16 protein-coding genes are annotated in these 21,188 nt (G+C 44.1%); 14 read left to right on the top strand and 2 right to left on the bottom strand.

Annotated elements, in window-relative coordinates:
- The first annotated feature begins 25 nt into the window (after positions 1 to 25).
- The 4 genes from V6669_RS15100 to V6669_RS15115 all read left to right on the top strand — a co-directional run bounded on the left by V6669_RS15100 (position 26) and on the right by V6669_RS15115 (position 6,039).
- Positions 26 to 2,263: a helix-turn-helix domain-containing protein gene (locus tag V6669_RS15100; RefSeq protein ID WP_338594732.1), complete on the top strand. Its 2,238-nt coding sequence runs from the start codon at positions 26 to 28 to the stop codon at positions 2,261 to 2,263.
- A 218-nt stretch (positions 2,264 to 2,481) separates the two neighbouring features.
- Complete coding sequence (locus tag V6669_RS15105) at positions 2,482 to 3,450, top strand: ABC transporter permease subunit (RefSeq protein WP_338594734.1); 969 nt, start codon at positions 2,482 to 2,484, stop codon at positions 3,448 to 3,450.
- Between the two features lie 8 nt (positions 3,451 to 3,458).
- A complete protein-coding gene (locus tag V6669_RS15110; RefSeq protein ID WP_338594735.1) occupies positions 3,459 to 4,358 on the top strand; it encodes a carbohydrate ABC transporter permease in 900 nt (299 codons plus the stop codon).
- Between the two features lie 46 nt (positions 4,359 to 4,404).
- The gene (locus V6669_RS15115; protein WP_338594737.1) at positions 4,405 to 6,039 is read left to right on the top strand and encodes an ABC transporter substrate-binding protein; all 1,635 of its coding nucleotides are present in this window, start codon (positions 4,405 to 4,407) and stop codon (positions 6,037 to 6,039) included.
- A gap of 147 nt (positions 6,040 to 6,186) precedes the next feature.
- Here the strand turns inward: V6669_RS15115 and V6669_RS15120 are convergent, their stop codons facing one another.
- Positions 6,187 to 7,020: a helix-turn-helix transcriptional regulator gene (locus V6669_RS15120; protein WP_315935414.1), complete on the bottom strand. Its 834-nt coding sequence runs from the start codon at positions 7,018 to 7,020 to the stop codon at positions 6,187 to 6,189.
- A 228-nt stretch (positions 7,021 to 7,248) separates the two neighbouring features.
- On the bottom strand, positions 7,249 to 8,391 hold the full coding sequence (locus V6669_RS15125) for a glycosyl hydrolase family 8 (RefSeq protein WP_338594740.1): 1,143 nt from the start codon (positions 8,389 to 8,391) through the stop codon (positions 7,249 to 7,251).
- Between the two features lie 290 nt (positions 8,392 to 8,681).
- Between V6669_RS15125 and V6669_RS15130 the strand changes: the two genes are divergently transcribed.
- The 10 genes from V6669_RS15130 (at position 8,682) to V6669_RS15175 (ending at position 21,054) form a co-directional block, all read left to right on the top strand.
- On the top strand, positions 8,682 to 9,965 hold the full coding sequence (locus V6669_RS15130; protein ID WP_338594741.1) for an SGNH/GDSL hydrolase family protein: 1,284 nt from the start codon (positions 8,682 to 8,684) through the stop codon (positions 9,963 to 9,965).
- Positions 9,966 to 10,006: 41 nt separating this feature from the next.
- Complete coding sequence (locus V6669_RS15135) at positions 10,007 to 10,780, top strand: alpha/beta hydrolase-fold protein (RefSeq protein WP_338594743.1); 774 nt, start codon at positions 10,007 to 10,009, stop codon at positions 10,778 to 10,780.
- A gap of 71 nt (positions 10,781 to 10,851) precedes the next feature.
- On the top strand, positions 10,852 to 11,487 hold the full coding sequence (locus V6669_RS15140) for a glycoside hydrolase family 11 protein (protein ID WP_338594745.1): 636 nt from the start codon (positions 10,852 to 10,854) through the stop codon (positions 11,485 to 11,487).
- A 134-nt stretch (positions 11,488 to 11,621) separates the two neighbouring features.
- Positions 11,622 to 12,461 (top strand): SUMF1/EgtB/PvdO family nonheme iron enzyme, encoded by an 840-nt coding sequence (locus tag V6669_RS15145; protein ID WP_338594746.1) that lies wholly within the window; start codon positions 11,622 to 11,624, stop codon positions 12,459 to 12,461.
- A gap of 348 nt (positions 12,462 to 12,809) precedes the next feature.
- A complete protein-coding gene (locus V6669_RS15150; protein ID WP_338594748.1) occupies positions 12,810 to 13,925 on the top strand; it encodes a helix-turn-helix domain-containing protein in 1,116 nt (371 codons plus the stop codon).
- Positions 13,926 to 13,929: 4 nt separating this feature from the next.
- Positions 13,930 to 15,711, top strand: coding sequence for a sensor histidine kinase (locus V6669_RS15155; RefSeq protein ID WP_338594749.1), 1,782 nt, complete (start codon positions 13,930 to 13,932; stop codon positions 15,709 to 15,711).
- Between the two features lie 13 nt (positions 15,712 to 15,724).
- The gene (locus tag V6669_RS15160) at positions 15,725 to 17,266 is read left to right on the top strand and encodes a response regulator (protein ID WP_338594751.1); all 1,542 of its coding nucleotides are present in this window, start codon (positions 15,725 to 15,727) and stop codon (positions 17,264 to 17,266) included.
- Positions 17,267 to 17,405: 139 nt separating this feature from the next.
- On the top strand, positions 17,406 to 19,061 hold the full coding sequence (locus tag V6669_RS15165) for an extracellular solute-binding protein (RefSeq protein WP_074095082.1): 1,656 nt from the start codon (positions 17,406 to 17,408) through the stop codon (positions 19,059 to 19,061).
- 112 nt (positions 19,062 to 19,173) lie between these two features.
- A complete protein-coding gene (locus tag V6669_RS15170; RefSeq protein WP_084174602.1) occupies positions 19,174 to 20,139 on the top strand; it encodes an ABC transporter permease subunit in 966 nt (321 codons plus the stop codon).
- Positions 20,140 to 20,151: 12 nt separating this feature from the next.
- The gene (locus tag V6669_RS15175) at positions 20,152 to 21,054 is read left to right on the top strand and encodes a carbohydrate ABC transporter permease (protein ID WP_017688457.1); all 903 of its coding nucleotides are present in this window, start codon (positions 20,152 to 20,154) and stop codon (positions 21,052 to 21,054) included.
- Positions 21,055 to 21,188: the final 134 nt, after the last annotated feature.

Genomic DNA, 21,188 nt, shown 5'->3' on the forward strand with positions numbered 1-21,188 from the left:
TTCATTGTCTGGAGGGGAGACGTGCATGAAGAGGAAAATCTTTTATTATCGACAGTTGTTATCCTACATTCCTGTCTTTTTCATTGTAGTTACCTTTATGTTTTTCTTATACTACCAATTGCTGATCAGTCAGAGTCGTAAGGAAGCGACCATGGCGAATGCAAGCTTGCTTGTTCAGGCCATGAATCTGGTTGATTCTTCACTGAAAACGATGGAGCAAGAGCTGCTTTCCGAATTACTGCATAATAATGAGCTTTTTTTGTTCTGGAATGAGAGCGACACGGACAACGACTATCTGCACATTCAGATAGCCGAGTTCATGAGACAGTTCAAGCAGGATCATCCGCTGGTGGATTCTATCTATGTTGTTCGGACGCATCATCCGGTTGTCATTAGTGATGCAACCATCACAACGTTGGAGGATTTTTCAGATGCTCCATTTATCCACTCACAGTTAACAAAGTCGGGGAATCACTGGACGGAACTCAGGAAGTTTGAACCCTTTTCCATTGTAGGTTATCGCCAGGTTGTCAGTCTTGTGCTCAGAAGTCCCGTTCTCCTTAACGGGGAAGGGCTGCTAGTTGTTAACCTGTCCCCCGACAAAATGACCGAACTTGTCAACGGAATCTATGAACAGCAGATCAGCTATACCCGAATTCTGGATGGGGCAGGGCAGGATATTCTCGACTTGGCCGGGGCGGAGCATGACGATCTGTCTGTTGTTACGCAGAAAACCTCGGCATTAACCGGGTGGACGTATGTGAGCGGACCATTAAACGGTATTTTTGTAAACGCTACCAATGCGCTGTATAACGTCTGGTTTGTGATAGGCATCGTTATGATTATCGCCGGGGTTGCCTGGTTTTTTTACATTACGCGAAAAAGCTACAAGCCTATTGAACAGATCATCTCCAGGATCAACAGCTTTCCTCAGTTTAAGGACAGTCCTGTCTCGAAGGATCATCAGGGGCCCAAGGACGAGTTTGCATTCATTGAATCAGCACTGAATCTTTTTCTGGCACAGAATCACATTTACCAGCAGCAAAATCGTGAAGATGAACAATTGAAGAAAACATATCTGCTCCAGCAATTGCTGGATGGCCAATATCCTGAGAATCCAAGCCAATGGGACTCACAGCAAAACGGATTTCAATTGAATGATCTAAACCAAAAACAGGTCATCTGTGTCGTAGAAATGGATGATTATGCTCGTTTTGTACAGTATTACTTGCCTCGGGATCAATATTTACTGAAGTTCGCCATTCTGAGCGTCATTCAGGAAACGGCTGAACAACACGGTTATACGATATGGGCGGGATGGATTTCAGGTGATATTCTTGGAGCCATGCTGCAATTGGAGGATGAACAGGGAGTTGACCCACATCTGCTTCAGATGTTCGAGGATACACGGACGTGGATTGAGCAAAACATGAATCTCAGAATCAGTGTTGGTGTGGGAAGCATCGCCAATGCGTATACGCTTATTCCTGATTCTTATCGCCAAGCGCTGCAAGCGTTGAAATACAAGATGGTTTTGGGCGGCAACCAGGTCATTCTGTTTTCCCACGTAAATAAGGATAAAAAGGCAGGAGCATTTGACTATTTCCAACTGGTTCATGCCATGGCGCAATCCCTGCGTACAGCGAAGTCTGACTGGAGACAGGAATACGATACAATTATGCAGCAAATTGAGCAGGATATTCTGGACCGGGATAATATTGTAAGTCTGGTCGGATATATGATCTATTCCATAGAGCGGGAAATAAGCAGACTTCCCAAAGAATTTCAAGAACTGTGGGCAGACGAGGCCGAGCCATCCTTGCAGGATGCGTTGTCCTCTTCCGAGACGTTTCAGCAGCTTGAGGCAAATGTACGTTACCCGCTGACGAACCTGGCAGAGCAGATTCGCCATCGTCAGGAGAAACGGACGCATTCGGAACGGATTTTTGAAATTCGCAAATGTATTGAACGTGAGTATGGCAATCCTGAGCTGTCCCTTGATTATCTGGCGGAGCAGTTCCAACTCAGTCCCAAATCCATCAGCAAATTGTTTAAAGAGATGACGGGCAACAAGTTTGTCGATTATTTAATCGATGTGCGAATCAAGCGGGCACAACAATTACTGGAGCAAACGACGTTGTCCGTTAATGAGATTGCAGAGGATGTCGGATATGCCAATGTGATCTCATTTGGCAGGGCGTTCAAAAAACATGTAAACACTTCACCCGGTGAATACCGCAAATGGGCGGTTAAACCAAATTGAGATAAGCTGTTGCTGACCGGGGAAACCTTGCCAGAGCGTGCAGTAGGACATCGACGAATTATGTTTGTATGGAGAAAAAGATTGGTTCGCCTGCGCTGCCGCTCCTTTTCACTTAGCAGCTCTCTTGAGGAAATAGGTTGCATGCGTGAAAGATGTATATTGTTGGAGGATGAATTGTCTGTTTAAGATGGCACCATCACATGCAAAGGAGCGTGACAATGGACAGCAAATCATCCTTCACCGTTTCACCCCGGCAAGAGCCTGTGTTATCCGGAAAGTCATCGAACGGCATTGCCCGCAAAATGTCCAGACACTGGCAGTTTTATCTGTTAGTTTTACTGCCTATGTTGTACATTCTCATTTTCAAGTACGTTCCGATGTTTGGCGTGCTGATTGCTTTTAAGGATTATAATGTCGTGCAGGGAATATGGGGGAGTCCATGGGCAGGTCTCAAGTATTTTGAACAGCTGTTTCAGGCACCATTCTTCTGGCAGTATTTTCGAAATACGTTAGTAATTTCGTTATACGGTCTGCTCGTCAATTTCCCGTTACCCATCTTGCTTGCGCTGGCATTAAACGAGATCCGGAACGGCTTTTTCAAAAAAACAGTACAGATGGTCACTTACGCACCCTATTTCATTTCAACGGTAATCATTGTGTCCATTCTGATCGTCAATCTGTCGCCCAATGTAGGACTTGTCAGCAATCTGTTCAGAGTCTTCGGCATGGAGCCGATTGACTTCATGGGCAGTGCCAGCATGTTCAAGACAATCTATGTATTTTCGGATGCCTGGCAATTCATGGGGTACAACGCCATCATCTACATCGCAGCCTTGTCCGGTGTAAACCCCGAGTTGTACGAAGCCGCCAGGGTGGACGGGGCAACACGACTGCAACGGATGATAAACATTGATATTCCCAGCTTGGTCCCGGTGATGTCCATTCTCTTGATCTTGAGTGTGGGCTCAACTATGAGTGTAGGCTTCGAAAAAATATATCTGATGCAGAACCCGCTGAACCAAAATGCATCCGAAGTCATCTCAACTTATGTATACAAAGTCGGATTACTGAATTCCGATTTCAGCTTTTCCGCTGCCATCGGGCTGTTTAATTCCGTTGTAAACTTTGTACTGTTAGTGCTGGTGAACCTGATATCCAAAAAGGTCTCATCCAACAGTTTATGGTAGGGAGGAAAATGATGAAGAGCGTCGCCATACGAGAATCTGCTACAGACCGATTGTTCATGAGCATCATTTATCTGTTCTTAGCGTTCATTTTGATTATCATTTTGTTTCCCTTGCTTCATATTTTAAGCGCTTCCTTTAGCTCTCCGTCAGCAGTTTCTTCCGGAAAAGTGTGGCTTTGGCCAGTCGAATTCAGCTGGATTGGATATCAGGCCGCATTCCAAAATAAAGACATCTGGATCGGATTTGGTAATTCCCTGTTCTATACCATGGCGGGGACAGTGCTAAATGTGTCGTTTACGGTGATGATCGCATATCCATTGGCTAGAAGGTCGTTCTATGGGCGCAACATCATCATGCTTTTGCTTGTTGTGACGATGTTTTTTGACGGAGGACTGATCCCCAACTATCTGCTTGTGAAATCCCTTGGGCTGCTCGACACACGCTGGGCCATGATTCTTCCGGGGGCATTCGCTGTGTTTCAGGTCATTATCGCCCGGACATTTTTTCAATCCACCATCCCGGATGATCTGGCCGAGGCCGCACAGATTGACGGATGCAGCGATTTAGCTTTTATATGGCGGGTGGTATTGCCGTTATCGAAGCCGGTTCTTGCCGTACTGGCGCTTATGTATGCGGTTGGGCATTGGAATACGTATTTCAACGCACTGATTTATTTAAGTGATTATACAAAATTTCCATTACAAATCTTCCTTCGTAACCTGCTTATCTTGAATGCAGATAACTCGGATATGTACGTTAATATCAGCGCTCAGGCTGTTCAACAGGGATTAAAGGATTTGCTGCAATATTCACTTATTGTGATCGCGAGTGTACCCGTGCTTGTTATATATCCTTTTGTACAGAAACATTTTGTTAAAGGGGTCATGATTGGCTCTCTGAAGGGGTAGCGACTATCCAAATATGAGCTTGATTTATTACAAGGGGGAATTGTAGTTGAAAAGTTCAGGACGTCTATTATTGTGTTTGACGCTGGTTATGACCATGGTGCTCTCCGCATGCAGTGACAATAAAGACAAGGATTCTTCTGCAGAAGCGGTAACCAAGGACGGAGCGGTTCGCCTGAGTGTATTGGCACCACAAGGCGAAGCTATTGAAAAGCTGCAAATCAATCGATTCTCGAAATACATCGAGGAAAAGCTCAAGATCCAGTTTGCTTGGCAAACGACACCCGGCGGTGCATATAATGATAAAAAACAGCTTGTTCTAGCGAGCGGAGACTACCCGGCAGTCATTCTGGATGCGGGAATGAGCAAGGCTGATCAGATCAAGTACGGAAAGATGGGCGCCTTTATTCCGCTCAACGATCTTATCAAACAATATGCACCAAACATTCAAAAAGCAATCGACGAGGTTGAAGGTGTTAAAGAAGTGGCTACTGCGCCGGATGGCAACATTTACGCTATTCCCAAAATTAATGAATGTCTGCATTGTACCTACAATCAGAGAGTGTGGATCAATACCGTCTGGCTCGACCAACTAGGCCTGAGTATGCCCACAACAACGGACGAGTTCTATGAGGTATTGAAAGCATTCAAGGAAAAAGATCCAAACGGTAATGGAAAAGCTGATGAAGTGCCATATACAACAACTCCGGACGAGTGGGGCGGTGGTGTTGACGCTTTTCTGATGAATGCATTTATTTATAACGATGCCAGTAAATATCTAAGTGTGAAGGATGATGTGGTCATCTATTCGGCAGCACAGCCGGAGTGGAGGGAAGGTCTGGAATATCTTCGTCGCTTGTATCAGGAAGGACTTATTGATAAGGGGGCTTTTACACAAAATGCAGATGCTGTGAAGCAGCTTGCCAATAAGCCTGATGCTGCAGTGGGCGTTGTAGGTTATGCCATTGTTACCGGAGGGGTCAAATATCCTCGCAACAAGGATTATGCGGTACTGCCACCTCTGAAAGGACCCCATGGCGTACAGCTCTCCGGTTATTCTGCGGGAATCGGGCAGAGTGACTTCGTCATTACGAACAAAGCGACAGAGGAAGAAAAAATTGCGGCCATCCGACTGGCTGATTACCTGTACAGCGAAGAGGGCACCATCCTGACGACCTATGGTTTTGAAGGAGATGGCTGGAAAAAAGCAGAGAGCGGCCAGATGGATTACAATGGTCAGCCGGCCAAATATGATGTCTTGTTACCTGCTTCCAAGACGGACGGAAGTGTGCCCCTAGCCGATACATGGTGGCAGCTTGGCACAATGCAAATGCTCAATTCCATCCGTGAATCTTTTGTAGCTCCTGAAGATCCACTCGCAGAAGGCGATGGGCCAAGGGAGTATAGATTCTGGCTGGCAGCCAAAGAATACGAACCATTTGCGAATCTGGATGTGGTATATCCAAGCAATGTCAATTTCAAACCGGAAGATGCGTTGACCATTTCTCAAATCGAACGCACGCTGATGGATTACGTGGACTCCAATATGGCACAGTTTATTACAGGTAACAAGGATATAACAAAGGAATGGGACAGTTATATTGCGGGGTACAAGGGATTGCAACTTGAAAAGTATTTACAAGTATATCAAGATGCATACGATGAATGGAAGTTGTCAAAGTGACTTTGAAGTAACTCTTAATTGGGAGTATGAAAAGGAGATCTCAGGATCTTCCTTTTCGTGCTCCTGTTGAGTTTAATGGAGCAGAAGGAAGGAATATAAGGGCGTTAAGAATCAGCAATATAGGTTGCATTGTGTGCTTGATCGGTGTTACGCCTTCAGATGAAGGCGACGGAATTCCGCAGGTGTTTTGCCCTCAGACTCCATAAATTTTTTGTTAAAGTAGCTGTTCCCCGGGTACCCGCATTGCATGGCAACTTCTTTAATCGGCATGGAAGGATGGCTTAATAACAACTGTTTGCTGCTCTGTATCCGGCATTTGGTGATATAAGATACGGGAGTCATTTTGGTAGCTTTTTTGAACAAACTGCAGAAATAATGAGGAGTCAATCCGAGCTTATCCGACCAGATGGCAAGCTCAAACGGAAGATGGGCTTTTTTTTGCATTTCGGGCAGCAACGCCGTAATCTTCTCGAAATTGTTGAGATTCCGGTAAGCAGATAGGGGGATGGCATGACTTATGAATTCGATAAGTACGCTGTAATTCAGTGCAGAGATTCGAGATGGACGCAAAAAATTAAATTGCTCAATCTCATCAAGCAAATGTTCAAACGAGGACTCGATTAGAGAAGCATGGTTTTGTGTCCAGACAGAGGATTGATAATGTCCGTTCTCCAGTAAAAAAGCAGAGAGTGCATTTCCGTAGAACTGAATCCAGTAAATATTCCACGGATCTTCATCGGACTGATAATAACGCATAGGGTCGTTTGGAATATGAAGAAACACATTGCCTTTACTTAACTCGTATTTCTTATGATGTAACTCGACATATCCGCTGCCTTCGGCAATGTAATGCAAGCTGAAATCCTGGACACCTTCCATTCTGTTGATGTGATGCTGATCAGGTTTGGTGTAATTTCCAACCGAATGTGGAAAACAAAAAAAGTGGAATTCCGATAAATCGGGTAAATAAAATGAACGCATGAACAGCCCCTTCCTGCCTAACCTGTAACCCCATTTTCTATCGCTGAATATGGCTTCACCATCGTTCATAGTCTGTTCGTCACAGGTTCTTGCCATGAAATTACATACGTAGAGTTGTATGGGCTTAATCATACCATGTTTAAGGGGGATCGTTTCTTATGTTATGTTTGAACCTGTCCTGCAGGCCAAACGTTCGCAGGACAGATGCAACGGCTCGTGCATATCTGTTTAGTACATGCGATATCTTCCACTTAGGGCCAGCATGCTGAAAAAATACAGGCAATTGTCGTAATAACGTCGTTCTCCCTGACGCAGAGGTGTGTTCCAGAACTTGCGAACGAACGAGTCAGCATGTGGACCGTCCGCAGCCAGTGAAGCCATGGCATTGGTAGCCAGTAAACCTACAGGATGCAGTGAAGGTTCGTCAAAAGGTTCACCCTCAATGGTATAACGACGATAATCGGAAACTTCGATATCACTGAAGAAGGACTGAATCCGATTGGATTGATCGATCTGCCATTGATCCTTGCGGAACCATTCCCAGTCCAGCGCTATATTGGCAGCAACACGGTAGGCATCACTGTAAAAATGTCTGAAATCACCATGCGGCTGTATTGGAGCCGGAGAGCCGTCATAGTTCGCATATTCAGGTGAAAGTCCGGTTACGGGATGGCAGGCTGTATGCAGATAAGCCCGACTAGCAGACGCCGCTTCTTCCCAAAAAGACTGATCTTCTTCATCCGCATATTTCGCGAATAGTTCATAAAAATGAGGCAGATGGTAGGACGGATCGCTAAACGGTGTTTCTGGAATGAATTTGATCAGTTTCGTTTCCGGGTCCCACATCGGGTCACCTTCGCCGTCTTCGCCCTGATGTATACACGCACGAAGGATCTTGCGGGCTTGTGCCTTGTAATCATAAGGTTCAGCGCCATCGCCCCAGCGGTTGGAAGCAAAAAAAAGCGCCATGGCAAAAAACTCCTCACCATCAGGTGCAGGACCTTGCGAGAGTCGAGTTCCGTCAGGCTTGCAATGCCAGGCAAAATAATCTTTATAACGTCCCGCTTTATGCTGCATAAACGTGTGGGAGAAATTCCAGAGTCGATCAAATTCTTCCTTTTTGTCCATCTGAACAGTCATCATCATGCCATAGGACATGCCCTCGGATCGAACATCGAGATTACCGGTGTCCAGCAAATATCCCTTGTCCTCACCCATGGGGTAATATATTCGAGTATTTTCATCGCCATAAAATAGCTCGTTCCATGTTTCTTCCAATCTATTCGTGATCTCATTCTCATCGTAGCCTAGCTTCAGAAACAGATTTGTATATGTACCGGTATCCCACGCGCCTTGACCCGTGATATTCATGTGTATCCTCCTTCATCCATGCGGTTTTTCAAAATTATAACATGGAAATAGTATACAAATTAAAGCGTTTACATGAAAAATTATAGGTGTTCTGATCTGCATGTCACTGTACTCAACTTAAAATGATATATTGGTTAAAATCCTATACTTTGTCAGGTTGTTGTAAAATTATGTAAGGGATACACTTTGGGAGAAGGATCACATCCGATCTAATAATAATACAAGCTGTGATCCTTTAAATGTTGTTTGAGGATGGTCAGAATCTAACCGGAAGGATGTGATGATGATTTATGCTCCAGGATTCAGGAGATGCAGGTGAAAACACGGAATTCACTGCACCGCGCGATCCAGTTGGAGTGACAGCGTCAGCAGTCAAGCCCGCAATTGATTTTGAATCACATGGATATCGCGACATGATTGGCCGATCTCTTCTGAACAAAGGAAATAATGTCAGATTAAAACGAGCCATTGAGAAGGCAAAAAACGGCGAACCTGTTGTTATCGCTTATATTGGAGGCTCCATTACCCATGGTGCTGGTGCAGTACCTATTCATCTCCAAAGTTACGCTTATCGGTCGTATGAGTCGTTCAAGTTTATGTTTGCGCTTTCAAAAGATAGTCCGATTCATCTGATTAAAGCAGGTGTGGGTGGAACTCCTTCAGAACTGGGGATTGTACGTTATGATCGTGATGTGCTGAGGGGAGGTGCCGTTCAGCCGGATGTTGTCATAATCGAATTCGCAGTCAATGACGCAGATGATGAAACCCAAGGTAAATGTTATGAGAGTCTGGTACTCAAAGCACTTACTGCCGATAACAAGCCAGCGGTCATCTTGTTATTCAGTGTATTCGAAAATGACTGGAATCTACAGGATCGTCTCGCTCCGGTAGGCTGGCATTATGATCTGCCAATGGTAAGTGTGAAAGATGCTGTCGTAGATCAGTTCAACAAGACAAAAGGTGAAGGCAACGTTATTTCCAAAAAGCAATTTTTCCATGATATATATCATCCAACTAACATAGGGCATCGAATTATGGCCGATTGTTTGGAATATTTGTTCTACGTGACGAATCGTTCTGAGTGGGATGAGAAAGATCATGATATTGAAAAAGCTCCGCTAATTGGAAATGAATTTGTTAATGTGAAGCTGTTGGATCGGAAAAACGGCAATAATATTGCCCGAATCGATGTAGGCTCTTTTTGTAAAACAGACACGGATCTGCAGATGGCTGAGATGGATGCTCATGACTATGGTACACCTCAGTTCCCCAACAACTGGATGCGTACAGGAGAGGGAGAAGAGGATCAGAGCAGCTTTCGGATAAGTTTGCAGTGCAAACGCCTCATTCTGATCTTCAAGGATTCTGGTAACGACAAATTCGGAACTGCACATATCAAGGTAGATGGGGTATTCGTCCAAAAGGTCGATCCGCGTCAAGTGAACTGGACCCATTGCCATGCCACACTTCTGGTTAACGAAGAGCATGTGGGGGAGCACTCCATCGAGATCGAAATGGCGGAAGGTCACGAACATAAATGCTTCACCATTCTGGGTTTTGGCTATGTGGATTAACTGAAGACTGATAGTCACTCATATGTTCGGAGGAAAAGAGAATGGAATTGATCTCACCAGCAGTAACGGGATATGACCAGTATCGGGAGCATATACCACGTGGAGTCATGGAGACGGTAGAGTATCCTTCCACCACGGTTGGCAATTCCCGTAAAGCGATGGTGTACACCCCACCAGAATTTTCTTCGACAACGATGTATCCTGTACTTTTTCTTTTACATGGTATTGGTGGAGACGAAACCGAATGGCATACTCACGGTTCTCCGCAAATTATTCTCGATAATCTGTACAACGATAACTTGCTTGAGCCGATGGTTATTGTTTTCCCCAACGGTCGCGCAATGTCGAATGACCGAGCCGAAGGAGACCTGTTTGAACCCGAGAAAATCAAAGCATTTAAACGGTTTGAATCCGATCTGCTCAACGATTTGATACCTTACATGGAGTCGAACTACCCTTTGCATAAAAGCCGGGATAAAAGGGCGATTGCTGGTTTATCCATGGGTGGAGGTCAATCCTTAAATATCGGATTAAGTAATCTAGACCATTTTGCATGGATCGGTGCTTTCTCCGCAGCTCCAAACACCAGAAGTCCGGAGTTACTTGTGCCCGATCTTTCGAAAGCGCCTTCATTACTCTCGCTGTTGTGGATCTCTTGCGGTGTACAGGACAATCTTATAGAGATTAGTCTTGGGGTTCACCGATATTTGGCTCAACACGGAGTACCCCATATCTGGCATGAGGAAAGTGGAGGACATGATTGGCCCGTATGGAAGAACGATCTGTATCTGTTTTCGCAACGTCTTTTCAAGTGAATTTGCTGAAAAACATTCATATCGGATTATAGCATCAACCAAATCTATTAAAATATCAGGAGGTATCATCCATGTTCAAATTTGGCAAAAAATTAATGACCGTTGTTCTCGCAGCTTCCATGAGTTTTGGTGTCTTTGCAGCAACATCCAGCGCTGCAACAGATTATTGGCAAAATTGGACAGATGGTGGAGGAACGGTCAACGCTGTTAACGGATCAGGAGGGAACTATAGTGTAAACTGGCAGAATGTAGGTAACTTCGTTGTCGGTAAAGGGTGGACATATGGCACGCCTAATCGAGTGGTCAATTACAATGCCGGCGTATTCTCTCCTTCAGGTAACGGCTATCTCACTTTCTATGGTTGGACCAGAAACGCTCTAATTGAATATTACGTGGTGGATAGCTGGGGAACGTATCGTCCGACCGGAACGTATAAGGGCTCGATGACTAGTGATGGCGGCACATATGACATCTATACAACGATGAGATACAATGCACCTTCCATTGATGGTACTCAGACTTTCCCTCAGTATTGGAGTGTTAGACAGTCCAAGAAACCAATCGGAGTCAATTCTACCATCACGTTCAGTAATCATGTGAATGCATGGGCGAGCAAAGGGATGTACTTAGGCAACAGCTGGTCTTACCAGGTGATGGCAACAGAAGGTTATCAAAGCAGCGGAAGCGCAAACGTGACAGTTTGGTAAAAATGATGTAATGCAGTTCAACGTCTGCACCTGCATTTGAGTTCAATTTTCCGGAAGCGTTGAGGAACGTTATTCACCAGATCTAACGGACCTCGACGTTGCCGGATTTAAGCTTAGCAAAGGAGAATAATTGAATGAGGAAGCTGGTATGGTTAACTTTAATCGCTATAGTTGTTAGTCTAAGTGCTTGTTCAGCAAGTAATACCAAATTAAACGATGACCTGGTATTTGTCGAAGGGGGAGCCTTCAAGAGCAGTAAGCCGAGTCAGATTGATAGGAATGAAACGCTGGATTCCTTCTATATTGGCAAATACGAAGTAACTCAAAAAGAATGGATGGAGGTTATGGGGGAAAACCCTTCTGGCTTCAAGGGAGATGACCTGCCTGTTGAAATGGTCAGCTGGTATGACGCAGTGGAATACTGTAATCAAAAAAGTATAAAAGAAAACCTGAAACCTTATTACAATATAGACAAGGACAACCAGGACACGAATAATCAGAATGAAAACGACAATATAAAATGGAATGTAACGATCAACGAGGATGCCAACGGTTACCGTTTACCCACAGAGGCAGAATGGGAATACGCTGCAAGCGGAGGGCAAAAGAGCTTAAATTACACATACAGTGGAAGTAATAATCCTGATGAAGTTGCTTGGTACTGGATAAATGCCGGCGACAACATTCTGACGGGTGACTGGAGCTGGCCCGCTATTGAGAGCAATCGTAATCAAACCAAAAAAATCGGAACTCAGAAGCCAAATGAGTTAGGTATCTATGATATGTCTGGGAATGTGAGAGAATGGTGCTGGGACTGGTACAGTGATTCGGAGAGTCCAAATCAAACTTGGCGAGTTGTAAAAGGCGGAGGCTGGATCGGCGGTGTTAATAACAATGAAATATCATTTCGAGGCAAATTTGATGCGAATGGTTTTGGTCCCGATCAAGGATTCCGTATTGTACGTGGAGAATGAAAAATCTTTTTCCTGACAGTAGATTACTTCTGAGCTAAACCTATACTTTGTCGGGTGAAAACCTATAGTTTATCAGGTTGTTGTACCAAAATGTAAGCGTTACACTTGAATTGTTATCCGGCGCTTCGCTACAATCGGAGCGTTCTAATCGTACGGTCTGATGAAACCATTTCCTATGTTATTGATTATTGATGATGAGACTGGTGGAAAATTTGTTCTCCAAGTTGTGCGAGCAGACAACAATCCTGCTGTTGTTCTGCTGTTTAGCGTTTTCACAGCAACTGGAATCTACCCATAGATATAGATAAAATACATGCAGCTGATCAAGGATAAAAGAGAGGTGAGCTAATGTACAAGGTCATTGTCGCGGATGATGAGCCATTTATGCTAGAAGGATGGAGAACGATGATTGACTGGCGAGCTTGTGGATATGAACTCTGCGGAACTGCAACGGATGGGGAGGAAGCACTTGCTTTATTTAACTCGGTTGAACCGGATCTTGTCGTCACGGATATTCAAATGCCTGTTATGGATGGTCTTGGTTTGATTCACACCTTGCGAGAAGATCTCGCCTACACCTCTAAAATTGTTATCGTTACAGGATACTCGGATTTTAATTATGCAAAGCAAGCCATACGGTATCAGGTCGATCAGTATGTGCTTAAACCTCTTGTTCCCGAGGAGATTCATCAAATCCTTATGGAAATGATTGAACCTCTGGACAAACGCAGAAATGAGCAAAAACAGCAAAATGGAGTCATGGTTACAGATGAAACCTATGAAAATCATCTTCATGAATATCGAATAAGCGAAGAATATGATTTAGAGCAAATGATGAACATCTCCAAAGAGATCTTGGCGTTTATTGAGGCAGAAAATACGTATTCTATCGATATTGCAGTGAGTGCACTGCTAGAGAAAAGTGAAAAAGCAGAGGTTTCGTTGGAATGGATACATCATGTCATTCGATATATCCATGGGGAGTTGCTACGAAAATATGGAAAAAGAGAGGATTGCAGAGAAATACTATGTGCAAAAGAATGGCATGAGGCTGTAAGTTGGTCTTCCGGCACATTGCAAGATCTGTGTGTTCGACTGTCCGAGCAACTTTCCCAGTCTGAATTGAAGCAAAAGACGGGTACAGGAGGGCTTGTTGCAGAAGCAGTGAATGAATTGAAGCAACACTATCGAAGTAAAATTAAATTACAAGATGTGGCTAATCGTATTCATGTTAATTCTGCCTACCTGGGTCAACAGTTCAAGCGGGAGATGGGGGTCAGTTTCAGTGACTATGTGCACCAGCTTCGTGTTGAGGAGGCCCGTAAACTCCTGCGACGTACCAATATGAAGATCACTGACATTGCATTCAGGCTAGGATATCATGATGCTGAATATTTCACCCAAAAGTTCAGAGCGCATACAGGGGAGCTTCCGTCAGTCTATAAAAACAAAAACCAAGGGTGATTATATGCGTCATAAATTCTGGATGTTCAGTAAGGTTAATGATATTCCTCTCCGATCCAAATTTCTGCTTATTTATGTACTTAGTATTCTCCTTCCTGTAATAACGATTAATATCTTCTTTTATGAACGAACCTCTGCGGATATCAAGATTAGAGAACAGGAAAATCTGCGTAAATCCATCGACAGGGCTGCGGGGGAACTGCTAGGCATGATTGATGAGAGCGTTGCCCTGAGCCGAATTATTGCAGCAGATGATTCGCTCTATGAGGCACTGGATCGGACCTATCACTCCCCCGTGGATTATTACAACGTCTACCATGCATTCCTGCGAGATAAATTAACACGGTACATGTCAGCGAATATTCTGGAGGTGCGTATCTATACGGATAACGATACCATTCAGACGGGCAGTCATTATATCGTGATGAAAGACAAGAATGTACTCCCTGGATTGAAACAGCTGAAATCCACCAGTGGAGGCATTCTTGTCGTTGATTATATTGAGCCATCCGGATTTAACGCGGGAAGACGGATCAGTGTGATTGGCAAAATGGATACCTATACTTCCTATGCCAATTACAACAAGTATTCCAAGATTGATCTGGAACTTAGCCGGGTGTACAGCATTTTAAATCGTGAATCAGACAGTCTTCAGCTGCGTCTGGTGGACAGCAACAATCGAACTGTCGTTTCAAGTGGGGAGTTCAGCGAAACCGACTTATCCCCCCTTGATAATGAATCAATGCTCAAGGAATCTGGAGATTCTGCTTACACGCTCGAAAAATCGTTGGGGAATCTAGCCTACCTAAAGGGCTGGAAATTGATTGGAGTTGCCGATACGCGTCACCTTGACCACCTTTTGCAAGAAGCCTTTAAATCAATTCTGGGGTTGCTCGCATTAAGTATCGTGGTCCCCTCTGTATTGATCTACATTATTTTGCGTTCCTACCACTATCGGATTCGCAAGTTATCCAGACATATGGAGAAGGTTCGCAATGAACGATTCGATCTGATTGAAATTCACGAAGGCCGCGACGAAATTGGCGGGCTTATTCGTACATTTAACATCATGATTGGCAAAATTCATACGCTGATTAATGACGTATATAAACTGGAAATCCGTCAAAAAGATTTGGAGCTGGATCAAGTAAGGACTGAATTGTCCATGCTTCAGAGTCAGATGAATCCCCATTTTTTATTTAACACATTAAATGCCTTGCTGGTCGTTAGTACAAAGAATGGATATACGGAAGTAATTGAGATTATTAAAAGTCTGTCCAAGCTGATGAGACAGTTGCTCAGTCATTCTGACAATCTGATTCCTTTGCAAGAAGAGCTGGAATTTACGAATCTTTATCTCCAGATTGAAAAGTTTCGCTTTGGAGAGCTGTTTGATTACACCTTCGAGGTTGATCCTGATGCAGCTTCGTTGCTCATTCCCCGCATGAGTATTCAACCGCTCGTCGAAAATGCATGCAAACACGGCTTGCAGGCGCGAAAAAATGGAAGAGAGATCAAGATAACGGCGAGACGAAATGCTTCTGAACTGGTTATTCAGGTGATCGATAATGGAATCGGTATGGATGCAGGGAGACTAACCGAACTCCTGCGAGATATTCGTTCTGAAAGACCCAGGAACGGCGAGCATGTAGGACTCCGTAATGTCTACCGCAGGTTGGAACTCTTTTATGAAGGAAATGCGATATTTGATCTAAGCAGTGTACCCGGAAAGGAAACCATTGCAGGGTACCGTATACCGATCTCCAAGCTGGAACAGAGGAAATAGGAGGTAAACTCTCATGTATAAAGTACTGTTAGTCGATGATGAACCGTATGCCATTGAAGGGTTACAGCTTCTGATCAATTGGGAAAAGTATGGTTTCGAAATCAGAGGCGTGTGCGCCAACGGTGAGGAAGCCATTCGGATGATGGAACAAGATCGACCTGATCTCGTGGTGACAGACATTCGTATGCCTGTCATGAATGGGCTGGAACTTGTAGAAGAAGCACGACGATTGAAACATGAGTCTGTGCTGTTTGTCATCACGAGTGGATACAGTGACTTTAATTATGCCAGACAAGCTATTCGATTAGGTGTCTCCAACTATCTAACCAAACCCGTTGACAGTACAGAAGCAGAGGATATGTTGGTCCGTCTCCGTGTGCAATTGCAGGAGCGTGAGAACCAGGAGCGCATTCGGGAACAGGCAAACGAGCAAAGGATCAAAGCATTTTTGTCCGTACTGATTAAGGATAAGCAGAATATATCGGAGCAGGAGATGTCAGAAATCCTTCCTCATTTAAACAAGTCCCATTGGGCATACCTGAGGATAGCTTTTCAGGGAGATATTCAGGAAGCCTGTTCAGTAGCCGAGCAAACGGGTGATGTAACAACTTGTTGTTATGTGATAGACAAAACAAGAGACTCATTGGGGCTTATATGGGGGGAGCATTTGAATGATAGAAATGAGAAGTCTGAAGCAATTAAAGGCTTTGCCCAACGTTTGATGAGCAACATGCAAAATAACGGCTGCGAAGATATTCATATCGCGGTTGGTTTAACGGTCAAAAAACTGGAGCATTTATCTGAATCTTTCCGCTCCGCTCAGGAAGTTGGGCGTTATTTGTTTTTTAATCAAGAGCGTCTTTTGATTGCCGAAGAAATTCAGCTGGAGAATTGGCAGTTTGATCCGGAAACACTGTCAGAGGTGGACCATATTAGCGAATTGCTTGAAAACGGTTCTGTAGAGGAACTCTCGAGTTCCATTCGTGGTGCCTTTGAAATGTTTATACAGATGAAGGCTGCCCCAGAGATTGTACATATTTTCTCTACTCACATTATATTCCGCGGACTGTCCCTGTGTAGAGAATTAGGAGGAGAACCTAATGCTCTAATGAACGAATTGGCAAGCGGAATTCTGGAGAAGGGCCATCGAAATATAGAAAAGGTTGCTAACAATCTGGAACATTTCTGTTTGCAATGCAAGGCAGAACTGGCTATTTTCCGGGAGAGGCAACTTGGAGGCATTCAGGCGACGGTTGCTGAATATGTGCAGATGCATTACAGAGAGACATTTACGATTCAGGAGCTTGCAGAACGATTCTACGTAAATCCAGTCCATTTAGGACAGTCCTTTTTACGAAAGTACGGCAAGGGTGTCATCGAGGTAGTACATGATCTGCGAATGGAAGAAGCGAAGCGTCTCCTCCAGCAGACGAATCAAACATCAAGTGCGATTGCAGAGCAGGTAGGGTACCGCAGTTACCAGCATTTTCTCAGACACTTTGAAAAACGAACAGCCATGAAACCTTTAGAATACAGGCAAAAGTATGCGAATTGATCCATGAAAAAGAAGACCCCCTCCTGAATAAGACCTACAATTACAGGGGGGTAGACCTTAAATGTATATATTTTGTAACCGCATACATTTCTTCATACTAAAAACAGTAAGACATACCACTTCCAAGGAGGGCAAGTACATGGGGGGACTTAAGAAAAAGAAGCTTTGGGGTTCCGTATCACTCGTTCTGGCTTTGAGTTTGGCACTTGCAGGATGCAGCGGTGACAATGAGAAAACGACTACAAAGGATGGGAAAGAGGTACTGAATATCACGGCCTTTATCGGAACGCCAAATCAGGCGCCAGCTAAAGATAACCGAATCTACAAGAAGATCCAGGATGAACTCGGCGTTAATCTTGAGATGGAGTTTCTTGTGGGTGATCTTCAACAGAAGCTCGGCGTTATGATTGCCGGTGGCGATTTCCCTGACTTGATCACAGCAGATACCAAATTGGTATCAGCCGGTGCGGTTATACCGCTCGAAGATCTCATTGAAGAGCATGCGCCTAATCTGAAGAAACATTTCGGTAAAGACTGGAACCGGATGAAAGACTCCAGTGATGGACATATTTACTGGTTGCCTAACTATGGTGTGTATACAGGGGAGTTCATTAGTAACTATTATTCTGGTCCTGCATTCTGGATTCAAAAGTCCATACTGAAGGATGCCGGGTACCCGACTCCTAAAACGTTGGATGATTTCACAAAGTTGATCCGTGATTATGCAGCCAAGAATCCAACGATTGATGGTCAACCGACGATTGGTTTCACTACATTGGCTTCAGACTGGCGGACGTTCCCTTTGCTTAACCCACCTGAACATCTTACGGGTCACCCCAATGACGGGGGCGTAGTCGTAGATGATAGTGGAGTCGCAACCGTTTTTGCCGACAAAGATATCTCCAAACGGTATTATAAAGAACTAAACAATCTGTATAATGAGGGATTGCTGGATAAAGAAGCCTTTGTTCAGAACTATGATCAATATTTGGCCAAAATTTCTTCGGGACGTGTGCTTAGTATGTTCGACCAGCACTGGAATTTCCAAGCCGGCGAAGACCCACTCGTAGCACAGGGGAAAATTGGCCAGACATACGTAGGCTTCCCGCTTGTCTATGATACAAGTATCACAGATCATTATCTGGATCGTCCGGTCATTAACTTAAACAATGGTTTTGGTATCAGTAAAGATGCCGAAGACCCTGTCGCACTCATCAAATTCCTCGATAAGCTTATGGACGAGAAGTACCAAAAGCTCTTGTCATGGGGTGAAGAGGGTGTAGACTATCAAGTGAATGAAGAGGGAAGATTCTATCGTACACCAGAGCAACGGACAGAGCAGGATGACCCGGCATGGAGATTGGTTAACAAAGCTGAAGGTTTCTACGCTGCTGCACCGAAGCTCGAAGGAACATTTGAAGATGGCAATGCAATTGGAGCGATCAACCAACCTGAGGAATTCTATGACAACCTCAAACCGGAAGATAAAGAACTCTTGGATGCATATGGCTTCAAAACGTGGAGTGATTTCTTCTCTCCTGCACCAGAGAATCCAGTGTACTATCCAGCATGGCAGGTCGATCTGAAAGAAGGCTCTGATGCTGCGGTAGCGAACAAACAAATGACAGACACTTCATTGAAATTCTTGCCTAAAGCAATCATGTCCAAACCGGATGAGTTCGATAACATTTGGACTGAATATGTAGACGCTTACAAGAAAATCGATGTCAAATCCTATGAAGATCGAATTAATGACCAACTGAAATGGAGAATCGAGAACTGGTCTGTTAAATAAAAAAATGCGGCAATGATTCTCTCGGAAGGTACCAACCAAAGGATTACTCAGGCGAGTGCCTTCCGAGGACATCATGCTTAAAGTCGCTGCAAGCCAATAGGAGGAGTGAAAGATGGCGAACACGCCTGGAGCCATACCAGAGCAAACTACCCGTACAGTCGTTACCAAAGCACCACTGTTAAAACGATTGCGCGGACAAAGACAACTCATGTTCATGTCATTGCCCATCGTTGCGTACATTCTCGTATTCTCGTATTATCCCATTTGGGGCTGGGTTATGGCCTTTCAGAATTACAGTCCTGCGAAGAGTTTCACCCAGCAGGAATGGGTCGGGCTCAAACACTTTAAGTTTTTGCTAACAGACGATGCATTTCTTAACGTGCTTCGTAATACCATTGCGATGAGCGTCATCAATATGGTGCTCGGATTTGCGACAGCCATTATATTTGCCATTTTACTTAATGAGATCAAACATAAGTTATATAAACGAACCATTCAAACAATATCGTATTTACCTCACTTTCTCTCATGGATTATTGTGACAGGTATCGTAGCAAGTTCACTATCTGTAGATGGTGGGATTGTGAATGTGGTACTCATGAAGCTGAATATCATTCAAGAACCTATCATGTGGCTTAGCGTTCCGGAATACTTCTGGGGCATTGTAGGCGCATCCCATGTATGGAAAGAAGTTGGCTGGAATGCCATTATTTATTTGGCAGCCATCACGTCTATCGATCCTTCCCTCTATGAAGCGGCAGAGATTGATGGTGCGAACCGATATAAAAAAATGCTGTATGTGACCTTACCCGGAATCAAATCCATTGTTATCATTTTGCTGATCATGAATATGGGCTGGATTTTGGAAGCTGGATTCGAGGTTCAGTATTTGTTAGGTAATGGTGTGGTTGTCGACTGGTCACAGACGATAGATATATTTGTCCTGAAATACGGACTACAGATCGGGAATTATTCTTTGGCTACTGCGGCAGGTATCTTCAAAACAGTAGTTAGTATCACGCTGATCTTTGCGGCGAATTCAATTTCCAAACGGCTCGGGGAAGACCGATTAATATAAGGGGGACTAGAGATGGGAATCAATAAATCTCGGCTTGAACCGATTGTCTTCCATACGTTAAATGGTATACTGATGATCGCAATCGCGATTGTTACCCTGTATCCGTTTGTGAATACACTCGCCGTATCATTCAATGCCGGTAATGACACCATCCGGGGTGGGATTTATCTGTGGCCTCGGGTATGGACAGATCAAAACTACAGAGCAGTATTTGCAGGAGGGACCATCTTCAGCGCCTTTGGTATATCTGTGGCGAGAACGGTTTTGGGGACAGTTTTGAGTCTATTCTTAACCTCCATGCTGGCTTACACACTAAGCCGAAAAGATTATATATTACGAAAGCCCATTACCATTACAGTTGTTCTTACGATGTATTTTAGTGCAGGTCTTATTCCAACTTACTTCCTAATGAAAGATTTGCATTTGTTAAACAACTTCCTGGTGTACATTATTCCTGGGCTGATCAGTGCCTTTAATATGATTGTTATTCGAACCTATATCCAGACACTACCCGAGGGATTGATCGAATCTGCCAAAATTGATGGTGCTGGAGATTTCAGAACATTCATTTCCATTATTCTTCCACTGTGCCAACCGGTTCTGGCTACTGTTGCACTGTTCATTGCAGTCGGTCAATGGAATTCTTGGTTTGATACGTTTCTGTATGCATCTTCCAAACAAAACCTGAGCACGCTGCAATATGAGTTGATGAAACTATTATCATCTTCTATGAATTCCAACAGCAGTGCAGCCGTTGCCAATGGTGCAGATCTTGGCGCTGCGCGTAACATGGTCACCCCTGTATCTATTCGGGCAGCGATTACGATTGTTGCCGCATTACCCATCTTAGTTGTATATCCATTTTTGCAGAAGTATTTCGTTCATGGCTTGCAGCTTGGAGGGGTAAAAGAGTAAACTTAATGCAGTTCCAGATAACCGATCAAAAACGGTCACTAGGTGACCGTTTTTTTATGTTTTTTTAAACGGCGGGCCGTAGTATGTCAATTGCACACGAATCTAACTTATTCAATAATGTTGTTGACAATTAA

It is taken from the genome of Paenibacillus sp. Y5S-9 (genome assembly GCF_036894235.1).
In the GTDB taxonomy this organism is placed as follows: Bacteria; Bacillota; Bacilli; order Paenibacillales; family Paenibacillaceae; genus Paenibacillus.

What these genes read in the sequence shown, in the direction of transcription:
- V6669_RS15100 (WP_338594732.1), top strand. Translation starts at nt 26, where the DNA reads ATGAAGAGGAAAATCTTTTATTATCGACAGTTGTTATCCTACATTCCT.
- V6669_RS15105 (WP_338594734.1), top strand. Translation starts at nt 2,482, where the DNA reads ATGGACAGCAAATCATCCTTCACCGTTTCACCCCGGCAAGAGCCTGTG.
- V6669_RS15110 (WP_338594735.1), top strand. Translation starts at nt 3,459, where the DNA reads ATGATGAAGAGCGTCGCCATACGAGAATCTGCTACAGACCGATTGTTC.
- V6669_RS15120 (WP_315935414.1), bottom strand. Translation starts at nt 7,020, where the DNA reads ATGCGTTCATTTTATTTACCCGATTTATCGGAATTCCACTTTTTTTGT.
- V6669_RS15125 (WP_338594740.1), bottom strand. Translation starts at nt 8,391, where the DNA reads ATGAATATCACGGGTCAAGGCGCGTGGGATACCGGTACATATACAAAT.
- V6669_RS15130 (WP_338594741.1), top strand. Translation starts at nt 8,682, where the DNA reads ATGCTCCAGGATTCAGGAGATGCAGGTGAAAACACGGAATTCACTGCA.
- V6669_RS15135 (WP_338594743.1), top strand. Translation starts at nt 10,007, where the DNA reads ATGGAATTGATCTCACCAGCAGTAACGGGATATGACCAGTATCGGGAG.
- V6669_RS15140 (WP_338594745.1), top strand. Translation starts at nt 10,852, where the DNA reads ATGTTCAAATTTGGCAAAAAATTAATGACCGTTGTTCTCGCAGCTTCC.
- V6669_RS15145 (WP_338594746.1), top strand. Translation starts at nt 11,622, where the DNA reads ATGAGGAAGCTGGTATGGTTAACTTTAATCGCTATAGTTGTTAGTCTA.
- V6669_RS15150 (WP_338594748.1), top strand. Translation starts at nt 12,810, where the DNA reads ATGTACAAGGTCATTGTCGCGGATGATGAGCCATTTATGCTAGAAGGA.
- V6669_RS15155 (WP_338594749.1), top strand. Translation starts at nt 13,930, where the DNA reads ATGCGTCATAAATTCTGGATGTTCAGTAAGGTTAATGATATTCCTCTC.
- V6669_RS15160 (WP_338594751.1), top strand. Translation starts at nt 15,725, where the DNA reads ATGTATAAAGTACTGTTAGTCGATGATGAACCGTATGCCATTGAAGGG.
- V6669_RS15165 (WP_074095082.1), top strand. Translation starts at nt 17,406, where the DNA reads ATGGGGGGACTTAAGAAAAAGAAGCTTTGGGGTTCCGTATCACTCGTT.
- V6669_RS15170 (WP_084174602.1), top strand. Translation starts at nt 19,174, where the DNA reads ATGGCGAACACGCCTGGAGCCATACCAGAGCAAACTACCCGTACAGTC.
- V6669_RS15175 (WP_017688457.1), top strand. Translation starts at nt 20,152, where the DNA reads ATGGGAATCAATAAATCTCGGCTTGAACCGATTGTCTTCCATACGTTA.